The organism is Mesorhizobium sp. C089B (assembly GCF_030323125.1).
Taxonomy (GTDB): Bacteria; Pseudomonadota; Alphaproteobacteria; order Rhizobiales; family Rhizobiaceae; genus Mesorhizobium.
This window is the reverse complement of record NZ_CP100469.1, coordinates 2,751,272-2,763,480: the sequence shown is the minus strand read 5'-3', so window position 1 is coordinate 2,763,480 and position 12,209 is coordinate 2,751,272. Positions and strand designations below refer to the sequence as shown.

At 61.7% G+C, this 12,209-nt stretch carries 12 protein-coding genes; 2 read left to right on the top strand and 10 right to left on the bottom strand.

The features are described 5' to 3' along the window. Nucleotides 1-35: 35 nt before the first annotated feature. Nucleotides 36-1,850: a hypothetical protein gene (locus NLY44_RS13780; protein WP_023804818.1), complete on the top strand. Its 1,815-nt coding sequence runs from the start codon at nucleotides 36-38 to the stop codon at nucleotides 1,848-1,850. An 8-nt stretch (nucleotides 1,851-1,858) separates the two neighbouring features. Here the strand turns inward: NLY44_RS13780 and NLY44_RS13775 are convergent, their stop codons facing one another. The 9 genes from NLY44_RS13775 to NLY44_RS13735 all read right to left on the bottom strand — a co-directional run bounded on the left by NLY44_RS13775 (nucleotide 1,859) and on the right by NLY44_RS13735 (nucleotide 11,077). Continuing rightward, nucleotides 1,859-2,044 carry a hypothetical protein gene (locus NLY44_RS13775; RefSeq protein WP_023667982.1) on the bottom strand — a complete coding sequence of 62 codons (186 nt, stop codon included), beginning with the start codon at nucleotides 2,042-2,044 and terminating at the stop codon, nucleotides 1,859-1,861. Between the two features lie 94 nt (nucleotides 2,045-2,138). Further along, complete coding sequence (locus NLY44_RS13770; protein ID WP_023744467.1) at nucleotides 2,139-3,179, bottom strand: UDP-glucuronic acid decarboxylase family protein; 1,041 nt, start codon at nucleotides 3,177-3,179, stop codon at nucleotides 2,139-2,141. A gap of 23 nt (nucleotides 3,180-3,202) precedes the next feature. Then, a complete protein-coding gene (locus NLY44_RS13765; protein WP_023804820.1) occupies nucleotides 3,203-4,306 on the bottom strand; it encodes a CgeB family protein in 1,104 nt (367 codons plus the stop codon). Next, nucleotides 4,303-5,397 carry a CgeB family protein gene (locus NLY44_RS13760; protein WP_023667985.1) on the bottom strand — a complete coding sequence of 365 codons (1,095 nt, stop codon included), beginning with the start codon at nucleotides 5,395-5,397 and terminating at the stop codon, nucleotides 4,303-4,305. The genes NLY44_RS13765 and NLY44_RS13760 overlap by 4 nt, the downstream gene beginning before the upstream one ends. After that, entirely contained in the window at nucleotides 5,394-6,524 is a 1,131-nt protein-coding gene (locus NLY44_RS13755; protein WP_023696369.1) for a CgeB family protein, read from the bottom strand. Before NLY44_RS13755 ends, NLY44_RS13760 begins: the two co-directional genes overlap by 4 nt. Before the next feature lie 2 nt (nucleotides 6,525-6,526). Further along, on the bottom strand, nucleotides 6,527-7,627 hold the full coding sequence (locus tag NLY44_RS13750) for a glycosyltransferase family 4 protein (protein ID WP_023804821.1): 1,101 nt from the start codon (nucleotides 7,625-7,627) through the stop codon (nucleotides 6,527-6,529). Beyond that, nucleotides 7,612-8,904, bottom strand: coding sequence for a TIGR04295 family B12-binding domain-containing radical SAM protein (locus tag NLY44_RS13745; RefSeq protein WP_023712229.1), 1,293 nt, complete (start codon nucleotides 8,902-8,904; stop codon nucleotides 7,612-7,614). The genes NLY44_RS13750 and NLY44_RS13745 overlap by 16 nt, the downstream gene beginning before the upstream one ends. Next, nucleotides 8,901-9,974, bottom strand: coding sequence for a GDP-mannose 4,6-dehydratase (locus tag NLY44_RS13740; protein ID WP_023804822.1), 1,074 nt, complete (start codon nucleotides 9,972-9,974; stop codon nucleotides 8,901-8,903). The genes NLY44_RS13745 and NLY44_RS13740 overlap by 4 nt, the downstream gene beginning before the upstream one ends. Next, on the bottom strand, nucleotides 9,971-11,077 hold the full coding sequence (locus tag NLY44_RS13735; protein ID WP_023733216.1) for an NAD-dependent epimerase/dehydratase family protein: 1,107 nt from the start codon (nucleotides 11,075-11,077) through the stop codon (nucleotides 9,971-9,973). The genes NLY44_RS13740 and NLY44_RS13735 overlap by 4 nt, the downstream gene beginning before the upstream one ends. Before the next feature lie 217 nt (nucleotides 11,078-11,294). Here NLY44_RS13735 and NLY44_RS13730 point away from each other — a divergent pair, with 217 nt between their 5' ends. Further along, nucleotides 11,295-11,570 (top strand): hypothetical protein, encoded by a 276-nt coding sequence (locus NLY44_RS13730; protein ID WP_023667991.1) that lies wholly within the window; start codon nucleotides 11,295-11,297, stop codon nucleotides 11,568-11,570. On the opposite strand, the gene NLY44_RS13725 is transcribed toward NLY44_RS13730, so the two are convergent. After that, entirely contained in the window at nucleotides 11,533-12,111 is a 579-nt protein-coding gene (locus NLY44_RS13725) for a low affinity iron permease family protein (protein WP_286457425.1), read from the bottom strand. The genes NLY44_RS13730 and NLY44_RS13725 overlap by 38 nt on opposite strands. Nucleotides 12,112-12,209: the final 98 nt, after the last annotated feature.

Below are 12,209 nucleotides of genomic sequence, written 5' to 3'. Positions count from 1 at the left end.
CAGCGTGCCGGAATGTTCCTTGGCCTGCCGAAAAATTGCGCAAGACAGCATGGATCGAAGCAGCGCTCGCTGCGTTGCCGCAAGGCAAAGCATTGGAAAACCGATCGATGATCGTTTACGGCGACCAGAAGCGGAGGCAGAGCGCAGAACGGCTTCGCGAAGCTGCCAGCGAGATTGCTCAAAGTCTGGACCGCATGGCTCGTGGCCTCCGACGCCATGCCGCGTTGGTTGGACTATTCATCAGCGTATCGGAACTGGTTCGGGCGCTTGCCGATGTCGATTTCGAGACCAGCGGCATCGACATCTTTTCGCCGCGGCAACAGCAAGGCGCGAGATTGCTGGTTGGTCTTGCGGCCGAGGTGGCGAAGTCGTGGCGAAGCGGTTTCGCCGTGGGCGGTGGCATCGAGCCGGGACTTCTCCAACTGCTGGACGGGTTGGATTGCGAGGCTGAGGTTCTGACCGGTTCTGCCGAGGGTTACGCGCATTACGCGCTTTATCCCGAAAGCTATTTGGGAGCGGCGCAGGAGTCAGGTCTCGATGCGAACACATGCGTGATCGGCATCCGCAGCATCGGCCTGGGGCTTGCCGCCATAGTGGCTGCCGCGATTGGCGCGCCGGCGCCGTTCAGCGTTCGTCCGGTCGGCCATCCTTTCCGCAGGCACATCAATGCCGATTCGCGCTCGATCGCTTCCTGGAAGAACAATCCATCGGCACGCTTCGCCGTTGTAGACGAAGGTCCCGGTCTGTCCGGCAGTTCGATGCACGCCGTCGTCGCGTGGCTGCGGGAACTGGGTATTGGTATGGACCGCATTCACCTGTTTCCCAGCCATCCTGGCAACCCGGGCATCGAAGCGTCACGGGAGGCCAGGGAGACATGGTCGCGCTGTCCGAAACATGTGGCGACGGCGCTCGAATGCACCTTCCCCGAAAGCTCGAACATTCCCACGCTTAGCGAATGGGTGGCCGAGGCGGTCGGCAGCCCCGAATTACGCCTGACCGAACTGTCTGGTGGCGAATGGAGGAGCGTCCACTACGTCGACGAAAAGCATTGGCCGCCGAGCCCGCGCGGCATCGAGCGGCGTAAATTCCTGGCGTCCGCGGGGTGTGGTCGCTGGCTCGTCAAATTCGCAGGCCTCGGCGAAACCGGACGGCGTAAGAGACGAGCCGCGGAAATGTTGGGGAAAGCCGGGTTCGGATCGCAAGTGGTCGGGCTTTGCCACGGCTTTCTGGTCGAACGGTGGATTGACGGCACCACGATGGACCAGGCGCCGCTGCCCAGAGGAAGGCTGGTCGCGGAGTTGACGCGCTATCTAGCCTGGCGGGCGCTCAATCTCCGAACCTGCGAACCGGGTGCATCATTGCTCGCACTCGCGGAAATGGCTGTTTCCAATACATCTGAAGCCCTGGGCGAGAACCGAGCGGCGACGTTGCGCCATTGGCTCTCGAAAAAAACCCCTGCGCATGTTCTGCAGCGGGTGGAAATCGACGGAAAGCTTCACGCGTGGGAGTTTCTCGTTTGTGCCGATGGCACGGTGGTCAAGACAGATGCCGTCGACCATTGCCGGGCACACGATTTGATTGGCTGCCAGCCGATAGAGTGGGACATTGCCGGCGCCTGTGTCGAATATGGACTGTCCGACAGCGATGTGACGACATTGGTCGAGGGGATGGGGCTCGATATTGACAATGGCCACATCGATTTTTTCGAACCCTGCTATTTGGCGTTCCAAATCGGGCTCTGGAGCACGGCTGCGCAATCCGAAAATGGCCAGGAAAAAGCAAGGCTGGCCGGGACGGCAGACCGATACAGGGCGGGGCTGATACGATTCCTGGACGAATCTCAGGTGTAACGTTTCGATCAATCCAGCCTTCGCAGCATGTCTGCTTCCTGCTCAAGAATAGCGGCCACTTCCTCGCGCTGCAGATGCGTCATCATCAAGCTGACGCAGCACTCGAGATAGGTGATCGAGGAGCGCCGCAAATAGGCAGCCGCCTCGCGTTCGGCAATCTTGTCGACATCCTTCGCGGGTCGCTTGGGTTGCATGAGGATGATCCTCCGTATCGGGTCCCTCCCGCCAAACTACAAGGTTGGATGGATGTTCCGCACGATCTCCGGGCAGGTCCGGCCGCGGCCCACGTCATGCAGGAAGGTTCTGCAGCCCGCCTGCGGGTCTCCTTTTGGCAAGGCCTGTCATCTGATCGCCGATGCCGGTGCCTTCGAGCGCCGCGAAATAATCGATCGTCAGCTTGAGCCCTTCGTTGAGCGGCACTCTCGGCGACCAGCCGAGCAGCGTTTTCGCACGCGTAATATCAGGCTGCCTGCGCCGAGGATCGTCTTGCGGCAGGGGCAGAAATTTCAGATCCGACTTGGTGCCGGTCATCGCCTTCACCAATGCCGCCAGTCGCACGATGGTGAATTCTCCGGGATTGCCCAGATTGACCGGCTTGCCCGGATTGGGGTCGATGTTCATCAGGCGCATCAATCCATCAATCAAGTCGGAGACATAGCAGAAGGATCGCGTTTGCTGGCCGTCGCCGAATATCGTCAGCGGACGCTTCTCGAGCGCCTGCATGATCAAATTCGAGACGATGCGACCGTCGGCCGGATCCATTCTCGGACCGTAGGTGTTGAAGATGCGCGCGACGCGGACGTCGGCCTTGCCGGCCCTTAGATAGTCGAAGCAAAGCGTTTCGGCGGTGCGCTTGCCCTCGTCGTAGCAGGCGCGTGGGCCGGTGCAGTTCACATGACCGACGTAGTCCTCCCTTTGCGGGTGTTGTTCCGGATCGCCATACACTTCGCTCGTCGAGGCCTGCAGCAGTCGCGCGTCATTGCGGACAGCGAGTTCGAGCAGGTTGAGGGTTCCGATCACGCAGGTACGCGTGGTGTGTATCGGGTCGGCCTGATAACGCGGCGGTGAGGCGGCGCAGGCCAGGTTGAAGATGTGATCCACGGGCTCGCCGAGATCCAGTGGCCGGCAGATGTCCTGCTCGATCAACCGGAAACCCGGCCGGTCCATGATCGAGATGATGTTTTCCATGCGCCCGGTCAGAAAATTGTCGACGCAGATCACGCGCCAGCCGTTGCGGAGCAATACTTCGCAAAGATGCGAACCGAGGAAACCCGCGCCGCCGGCAACAAGCACCGTCTTTGCCCTGTGCGCCTTTCTTGTCTGTCGCATCGCTGTTTTCTCCTGTCTGCCGTTCATGCTGCACTTCCAATGTCGAGATCGAGGGCCGTCGCCCTTGGTTGGGTCAGCGCCGCCACGAATTCGCGAGCCCTGGCCCCACCGGTGTGGGAAGCGAGGACGAGTTTGCGAGCCCGGCCGGCCATGGCCAGGCGTGCGCGCTCGGACTCGCCAACGAGGATATCGATGACTTCGTCCGTCTCCGCGGCGGTGTGGATCGCCGATGCGGGAAAGAAGCTGTCGAGCCCTGGCCAGTGGTCGCTGACGATGGGCGTGCCGCAAGCCGCCGCTTCGAACAGGCGCACGCTGGGCGACCATCCTGCGGTGATCATGGAACTGCGTGTGACATTCAGCGTGTAGCGCTGACGGCTATAGAACGCGGCGTGATCGGCTGGCGGCAAATGTTCGATGCGTTCGACATTGTCCGGCCAGATGATGTCGGATGGATATTGGGAGCCGGCCACGACGAAACGGAGGTTCGGCATATGCCGTGCGGGCTCGAGCAGCAGAGCGTTCAGCGTTGTCTGCCGGTCCATGCTGTAGGTGCCGAGATAGCCGAGATCCCAGCGGATCGGATCTCCTGTCGGGTGATGCCGTTCTGGATCTACCGAACAATAGAGAGGTTCGGCATGGCGCGCGCCGAAGTCTTGCGCCAGATGGTTGAGCGTTGGTCCGCCAGTGAAGGAGAAATAGACATCGAAATACGGAATTTGCCGCGAACTCAGATAATCGCAATCGTCGGCTGAAAGCTTGGCCAGGGTCACCGGGGTGTCGATGTCGTAAAAGCAGAGCTGCCCCTTGCAAAGCGAGGCGACGATGTCGATGACCTGGCGTCCTTCTGGAACAAAGGATCCGATGACGATGATGTCGGCCTGCTCCAGGCACTGTGCGTAGTCGCGTTGCAGCTCCGCAGTGGTTTCGTAGTAGCGCAAGGCGCAGAACTCCGGTTCGCGCAGATCGCGGTGATTGGCGTACCATGGCACGTTGCGCTCCAGAAAAGTCACGTGGTGACCGAGTCCGTGCAAGCCTTTCAAAAGACCTCGAAAAGTGGTGGCGTGACCGTTTCCCCACGATGAGGACAGCGACAGGCCGAGAAAGACGATGTCCAGTTTCTTGGTCATTCCGCTGCCTCCACGGCCCCGTGCTCGAAATGACGTTTGAAGACGGCATCCGCCACATCCGCCCGAAGCGCGTAGGTATGGTCCGCCAGCACGCGGTGAAGTGCGGCTTGGCCGATTGCCTTGGCCCGACCGGGGGTCAGCGAGCGCATTATTTCGGCGACATCGCCGCCGTCACGCGCGACCAGGATCTCCTCGCCTGGTTTCAGGAACAGTTCCACGCCCAGCCATGCATCCGTGATGAGACAGGCGCCGGCGCCAGCCGCCTCGAACACTCGCGTGGCCGGTGAAAAACCGTTGGCGGCCATGCTATCGCGGCTGATGTTCAACACGGCTTTTGGGGTGACATTGAAGGCGTTGTGATCGCGGGTGCCGACATGGCCGAGCCAGCCTACATTGGTGGGGAGCGGCTTGTCGCCCCAACCCGAGCCTCCGAGCAGGAAACGCTGTTTCGGCAGCTGGCTGGCGGGATCGAGGAAAAACGATTCGACACGCGCTTCACGGTCCGGCAGCCGGTTTCCGAGGAACGCCAGGTCGCAGGCAAAACGCGCTTTGCTGGCGACCGGATGGTGCGTTTCGGGATCGAGCGCATTGTAGATGGGCACGCACTCCTTGGCGCCCATGGCACGATAGGCCCAGACAACGGGATCGCCGCCACCATAGGTCAGCACGAGGTCGATCTCCTGCAGTGCACGATGGAGCGGGTGGTCCGGCTCGTCGCGCAACTGGGCAAGCGTGGCTGGCGCATCCACGTCCCAGAATACGACAAGCGCGTCGCTGCGGGCGTGGTCGAGAACGGCGCGAAGCAGCGCCTCGTCTTCGAAACCGACGCCACTCGCCTTGACGACGATGTCGGCGCCGGCGGCACGTGCCGCGACCTGCATCAGCGCATGCTGGGTCGCCTCGTAAACGACGACAGTGCACCAGTCGGGAGCTTCGATGTCGCGGTTCTTCTGCCGGTCGTAGACATCGGGTTCGTAGAACGTGATCTCGTAACCCAATTGCGAAAGTGCCTTGAGCAAACCGCGATAGTACGTCGCGGCACCGTTCCAGTAGGACGACAAAAGGCTCGATCCATAGAATGCGATCTTCATGCGACGGCTTCCTTTGCGGCTGTCGGGACGGCGGTGTGTCGGTTCGCGCATTGCGTGAGCACGCCGAGCAACTCGTCGACGCGGTGGCGGCAGGTGTGCCGCGAGCGGATGGTCTCGAGACCCGAGGTCACCAGGGAGGCCGCAAAGTCCTCGTCGGACAACACCGTCCGAAGCTGTTGCCGCATTTGCGAGCCATTCTCGGCAAACAGGAAGTCGACACCGGGCCTGAAAAGCTGCTCGACATCGGACCATGGCGCTGAAATCAGCGGAATGCCGCAGGCGAGTGCCTCGAACATGCGGATCGTCGGGATTCCGGGCAACCTCTCGCGATAGGGGCGCCGTGGGATGTGAACGGTGACACGATGCGCGGCGAAGGCCTTCGGCACGTCGGCATTGGCGATCCACCCCTCATAGCGCAGTCCTGCGGTGGCCAGATCCGCAAGTGCGGTCTTGGGGTAGCGTACGCCGTGAACAGCGGCATCAAGGCCGAGATCGTGCACCGGCTCGATCAGAAACTCCTTGAGTTCGGCGGTCCGCTCATCATCGCCCCAGTTGCCGATCCAGACCAGATCGGAGGTGGGGTGGATCTCCGGGTGCGGCTTGAACAGGCGATCGTCCGCCGCTTCATGCCAAGTGAAGACGCGCTTGCCCCAGCCGGCGCGCAGATAGCTCTCGCGCAAGGTTTCGCCAAAGGCGAGAACGCCGTCATAGTGCTCCAGCCGGAGCGCCGAGAGTGCCTCGGTCGCAGACACGGCCCGGTGGTGGGTGTCGTGAAAAAGAAGGATGAAGTTGCCGCCGGCGGCCCGGGCACGGCCAATACGTGCGACGAGCTCCGGATCCGTCCACTCATGAACGATCACAACGTCGGCCTCGGCAATCCAGGCTTCGTGATCAAATCCGGCATCGTAGGTCACCGGCATCAGTTCGGGAAAATCCTTGCGGAAGCGTTCGATGGCGAACGACCCCTTCTCAGCCAGCAGATTCGACCGGCTCCAGCCATTCGCCGGCTCCAGCGCAATAGCCTGATGCCGGCGCTGGACCAGCTCTCGCATGACGCCGCGCAGGAAATGGGCATTGCCATGGTTCCAGTCGGAAACGACCGAGTGGGTGTAAAACACAAAGCGCATGATCAGCGCTCCGCCATCGCTAAGGCCGCTTTGTCGTAGACGCCGCGCATAGCCGCTGTCTGCTTTGTCAGCCTAAACCTGCGGCTGCGTCGGATGGCTGCCTGGCCAAGCTCTCGCCGGAGCTCGGCATCGCTGGAGAGACGGTTGAGGCAGGCAGCGAGATCGTGCGGATCGCGCGCGTCAAAGAATATCGCGGCCCCGTCCCATAGTTCGCGATAGGTGGCGATATCGGATAGCACCAGGGGCGTAGCCGACATGGCGGCTTCCAGCGCGGCCAGGCCGAATGGCTCGTAGAGCGATGGCGATACGAAAATACCCGCGCGAGCCATCAACGAACGCACCTCATCGGACGGCACTGCTCCCAGAGGAACAGCATGGCTGAAGCTGACATGCTCGCCGTTTGGGCCGTTCGTCGAACCGGCGGCAAACAGAGGCCATCGCGTCAGGGACGCCGCCTGATCGACCACCGCCGCATTTTTGCCCTCGTCCCACCAGCGGGCAGCGGCGAAGACGAGCGATTGATGCTTTTCGGCCTTCGGCAGAGGACGGGCACCATTTGTGACCACACTCAAGCGCGCGATCGGGCCGTAGCAGGTCTCTAGCATGTCGGCATGGCTGCGGCTCGGCGCGATGACCGCGTCGGCCCGATCCATGCCGCGTCTGTTGCGCTCCTTCTGCCAGGCCCATGCGCCATCCGCCGCCTGTCCTCTGACCGCATGGAACCAAGTCGTCACGCAGGAATGGGAGACCACCACGACCGGGCATGGCGCGTCGAATCCCGCCGCCTGCGAAGGCGCGTTGAAATGGACAAGGTCGATGGCGTGGTCGCGCATGGGCGCATGCAACTCTCGCGGCAGCGCGTCGAGATCACCGCCGTTGCGGGTCATCCAATCCGGCGGCGTGTTCAGCCAGATCAGCTTCGCGAAAGCCTCCGCCTCGTCGGCCTGCTGCCTGGACGGTGGCGGACCGAGACCGGCAAGCACTACGCTATCGCCGCCGTTGACAAGTTCCCTGGCCAGGTCGAGCGCATAGCGCCACACGCCGCCCACGGCATCGACCGTCATCAGGATGCGCCGCGAGCGCGGCGTCAGTGTCCGCAACATGTCGCCTCCAGTTCCGCCAGCGGACGCGGGCGCCTTTCCTGGATGTCGCTGAACTTCTGGAATGATGCGAGATAGTGATCATGGGCGCGCTCCCAGGCGAGGTCGTCGGGTTCGCCCCAAAGCTCGCGATAGCTTGGCGAACTCGGATATGGATAAAGCGGTACGGGTTCATTGGCCCACACGCCGTTGTCGATGAGGTGCGTTCGCCAGTAATCGACGAGGGCAGGGTCATCCTCGACGACGCCGATCAGATTGGCCTGTACGAATGGAACGTGACGCCTGGCATTGACGAGCAGCGCGGCGAGTTCCTCGGTACCCAGCCGGCAGCGCTTCGCCAGCATCGCACGACCTTCCACGGTCAGGCTTTCGAGACCGGCCTCGATGGAGACGCAGCCGGCCGCACCAAGCAATTCCAGCAGCTCGGGCTTCCAAAGGTCGATGCGGGTCTGCACACCGAACTTCACGTCGCGATGGATCAACGCTTCCAACAGCGCTTTCTGCGGCAGGAAGATTTCATCGATGAAATAAATGTAGCCGACGCCCTGGGCAATCAGCCGATCGATTTCCGCTATGACCGCCTCGTGGTTGCGGCGGCGATAGGCATCGCGGAAATCGATCTTGGCGCAGAAGCTGCAATTGTAGGGGCAGCCGCGCGATGCTTCGACCTCCGCGCCGAACCCAACCTGCTTGTCATCGAACCTGTGATGGTGATGCGAATGGGCTGCGATCCAGTCTGATGGCCATTGGAGTGGCGGATGATCGACAAACGAGCTGGCGTGGACGCCGCCGTTCAAAACCACCTTGGCGTCGCGCAGGTAAGCGGTCGAGGGGACCGCGCTCCAGTCGTCGCGCCGGGCAAGTTCCGCGACGATTTCCTCGCATTCGCCGCGCACAACAATGTCGACGCCAAGCTTGCGCAAGGTTGGCGCGGGCGTAGCCGAGCCATGCGGCCCGACCGCGACTGTGCGTCCACCGCGCCCGGCGAGACGGTTGAGGAAATCGGCCGGCACGCGCAACTCGGGTGGTGCGCAGCGCCAGAACAGATAAGTCGGGGCGGTACTGACGACCGTCATTGCAGGCGCGAAATCAGCCACACGCTCGGAGAGGTCCGAGTTGTCGAGCTTCTGCAATTGCCCATCCAGCATCAGCACCTCATGGCCGGCTGTTTCGAGCAGGGATTTCGAATAGCCGAGTTCCAGCGGGAGATGTGGTTGGCGGCAGCCGAAATAAATGCTGTCGTCATAGGTCCAGAACGGGTTTACCAGGGCGATTTTCATGCGACGTACCTCACGACTTCGGGGCGAGGCTGGAGCCGGTGTTTTTGCAGCCAGTCTGCGAGATCGCGAATGCCTTCGCGCCATGAAACACGAGCTTTCCAGCCAAGCATCGCTTTGATCTTGCGGGTGTCGGCGACGAAGAAGGGCTGATCGCCGGTGCGTTCGCCATCATGGCGGATCGAAAGCTCATGGCCGGTCAAGCTACGGATCTCGCTCAACAGCATGCGCAGGCTGATCGCATTATCGGGGCCGCCGCCAAGATTGAATGCCTGGCCTTTGGTCGTCTCGATACGATCGAGCGTGGCCCTGTAGGCGGCGACCGCATCGGAGACATGCAGTATGTCGCGCACTTGTCTGCCGTCGCCGTAAATGGTGATTGGACGTCCCGTGAGCGCACTCAGCAGGAAGTGCGCGACCCAGCCTTGATCCTCGGTTCCGAACTGGCGCGGCCCGTAAATGCAGCTCATCCGCAGCACCGCCGTGGGCATGCCGTAGGATTTGGCATAGTCGAGCACATATTGGTCCGCCGCGCCTTTGGAGCAGCCATAGGGCGTGCAGAAATCCAGGCTGTGGGTCTCGTCAATGCCATTCGCTTGGATGATGCCGTCGCAAGGCAGGTAACGATCGCCGTCCTCGCGCACCGCGACGTCGGGCAGGCTGCCATAGACCTTGTTGGTGCTGGCGAAGACCACCGGAACAAACTCACTGCTCAGCCGCGCCGCCTCGAGGACATTGAACGTTCCTCGAAGGTTGATGTCGAAATCCTCGTCCGGTTGGACCAGGCTCGTTGTGACTGCGGTTTGCGCGGCCAGATGGAAGATCGCCTTGGAACTCTTCAGAACGGGCGCAAGCGCGTTGGCGTCTCGCACGTCAATGGTTTCGACCATGAGGCGGCTGCCGTGCTTTTGCGCCAGCCATTCAAGGTTCTGTTCGACGCCGGGGCGGCTGAGATTATCGATCACCAGCACCGGCTCGCCATCCGACAACAGGCTGTCGGCCAGGTTCGATCCTATGAAGCCGCTGCCGCCGACAATGGCGACGGGCGCGGCGCGTCGATTGCGCGTATTCATGACACCAGCCCACGTTCTTCGAGCTCGCGTTTCATGTCGGCGCCGCGGTCGATGGCGGAAGAGTTGCGCACCCAGGAAACGAAATCGGCGAGCGAATTCTCCAGTTGTTGCCTCGGCTCGAAACCGAGCAGCTCACGGGCCTTGGATATATCGGCGAAGCAGTTGCGGATATCGCCGGAGCGCGCCTTGCCGAGCAGTTCTGGCGAGCGGTCCGGCGTTCCCATGGCCTCGGCAAGTACCCGCGCGACGTCGCTGATCGCATAGGCTCGGCCGCTGCCGATGTTGATGACGTGACCCCTTGCCTGGCGTTGCTGCAGCGCAAGACGAAAGGCGCGGGCGACGTCATCCACATGGACGAAATCGCGTTTCTGTTCGCCATCCTCGAAGATCATTGGACGTTGGCCGTTGGCGAGACGCGAAGCAAAATTGGCCAACACGCCGGTATAGGGGTTCGATAACGCCTGGCCGGCGCCGAAGACGTTGAACAGGCGCAGCGCGACCGTATCGATGCCATAGGCTTCGCCGAAGATCAGCACGGCGCGTTCCTGGGCGTATTTCGTCAGTGCATAGATAGAGGCGAGATCGACCGGCTTTTCCTCGTCCGTCGGCAGGGGGGAGAGGGGTTCGCCTTCCGGCGACAGCGGATTCCACTGTCCGTTTTTGATGTCGCTCGCCTTGCGCCGGGCATTGTCGATGCGCCGGCCGTCCGATGTAGCATAGAGGCCCTCGCCATAGACACTCATCGATGAGGCGACGACAATGCGCTCGACCGGGTGTTTGATCAGCGCCTCAAGCAGCGTCGCGGTGCCGAGATCGTTGGTGCCGACATAGCGCGCGATCTCGTACATCGACTGTCCGACGCCGACTTCCGCGGCCAGATGAATGACCGCGTCAACGCCTTCCAGCGCCTTGGCGACTGCCTCCCGGTCCCGAATGTCGCCCTTGATCAGCTCGGCCCCGGCGGGAAGGGCGACTGTTTCGCCTGCGTGCACCTGCTCCAGCAGCACATCCAAAATGCGAACCGAATAATCCTGCTCGATGAGTTCCTGGGCGACATGCCGGCCGATGAAGCCGCAGCCCCCTGTAACCAATATCCGTTTCACGACCACTCCTCAGACAGGTAATCTTGGCGACCCGAACTTTTCGGCAAAAGGTTTGTTCCCTTGGCTTCAACAAAGTTCCTTTGGCCGGCTTCGTCCGGAAGCAGCCACATCGCGCTCGCCGCGCCGTGCCGGAACATTGCCGCCCTTGTGCTGTTAGGACGCCGGCAGCCCCGACGATGCCCGATGTTGGCAACGCCGATGATCAAAGGAGATTTCAATGTCCCAGTCGCAAACGACCACCAATCACGACGAAATCCGCAAATGGGCCGAGGAGCGGGATGGACGGCCGGCAGTGGTTCGCACCAAAGGGGCGGGCGGCATCCTGCGGATCGACTTCGGCAAACCCGAGGAAGCATTCGAGCCGGTGGAATGGGACGAGTTCTTCCGCATATTCGACGAGAACGATCTGGCCTTTCTTTACCAGTCCAAGACTGGTGACGGACAAACCAGCCGTTTCAACAAGTTCGTTGAGCGCAACCAGAAAGGCGAATGACGCATTTCGAGCCGGCCGATTTGCCCGACCTGGTTCTCGGGCCAATTTTTCTGGATGCGGTGGAACAATAGGGGCTCCGATCCTTCCGTCGCTGAACCACAGCCGCAGCAACGATCGAAGGCCTTGGCCCTGAGCGCAGGAGGCGGCGGGGCTGGATAGGCGTCAAAAGCTGGAAACCCGCTACTCGTCCTGCCGTGAAACCAAAACGCCGCTCATCAGTCGTCCTGCTGCCTGCGGTGGCGGTGTTTTCGATTTCCTCGGGCTCTTCATCGTCGATCCGCGTGATGTTCGAGGCATTGTGGTCTGATCGCAGGATCTCATCCAGTTTGGCGTGAATGGCCTGAGTGTCGCGGTGCTCGGCACGCTGGATGAACAGCGTCATGGCCCACGTAAACAAGGTAGCCGCTCCATGCCAGTCCAGGGTCTGTCGCTCGAAGATCATCCAAAGGATTGCGTAGACCAACAGGATCAGGAATGCCGCGGGGCGGGAGGTTAATGTGCCGATTGAGGTAAGCACGCCGGTGACGGGATGATTGGCCATGCGAAAGAACTCGCGGCAGTGACCGTGGTTCCCGACCGCAGTGCATCGCGCCGGCACGAGCCAGCTAGGCGCGACGGATGAATTCACGGCCCAGTGCT

What these genes read in the sequence shown, in the direction of transcription:
- NLY44_RS13775 (WP_023667982.1), bottom strand. Translation starts at nt 2,044, where the DNA reads ATGCAACCCAAGCGACCCGCGAAGGATGTCGACAAGATTGCCGAACGC.
- NLY44_RS13770 (WP_023744467.1), bottom strand. Translation starts at nt 3,179, where the DNA reads ATGCGACAGACAAGAAAGGCGCACAGGGCAAAGACGGTGCTTGTTGCC.
- NLY44_RS13765 (WP_023804820.1), bottom strand. Translation starts at nt 4,306, where the DNA reads ATGACCAAGAAACTGGACATCGTCTTTCTCGGCCTGTCGCTGTCCTCA.
- NLY44_RS13760 (WP_023667985.1), bottom strand. Translation starts at nt 5,397, where the DNA reads ATGAAGATCGCATTCTATGGATCGAGCCTTTTGTCGTCCTACTGGAAC.
- NLY44_RS13755 (WP_023696369.1), bottom strand. Translation starts at nt 6,524, where the DNA reads ATGCGCTTTGTGTTTTACACCCACTCGGTCGTTTCCGACTGGAACCAT.
- NLY44_RS13750 (WP_023804821.1), bottom strand. Translation starts at nt 7,627, where the DNA reads ATGTTGCGGACACTGACGCCGCGCTCGCGGCGCATCCTGATGACGGTC.
- NLY44_RS13745 (WP_023712229.1), bottom strand. Translation starts at nt 8,904, where the DNA reads ATGAAAATCGCCCTGGTAAACCCGTTCTGGACCTATGACGACAGCATT.
- NLY44_RS13740 (WP_023804822.1), bottom strand. Translation starts at nt 9,974, where the DNA reads ATGAATACGCGCAATCGACGCGCCGCGCCCGTCGCCATTGTCGGCGGC.
- NLY44_RS13730 (WP_023667991.1), top strand. Translation starts at nt 11,295, where the DNA reads ATGTCCCAGTCGCAAACGACCACCAATCACGACGAAATCCGCAAATGG.
- NLY44_RS13725 (WP_286457425.1), bottom strand. Translation starts at nt 12,111, where the DNA reads ATGGCCAATCATCCCGTCACCGGCGTGCTTACCTCAATCGGCACATTA.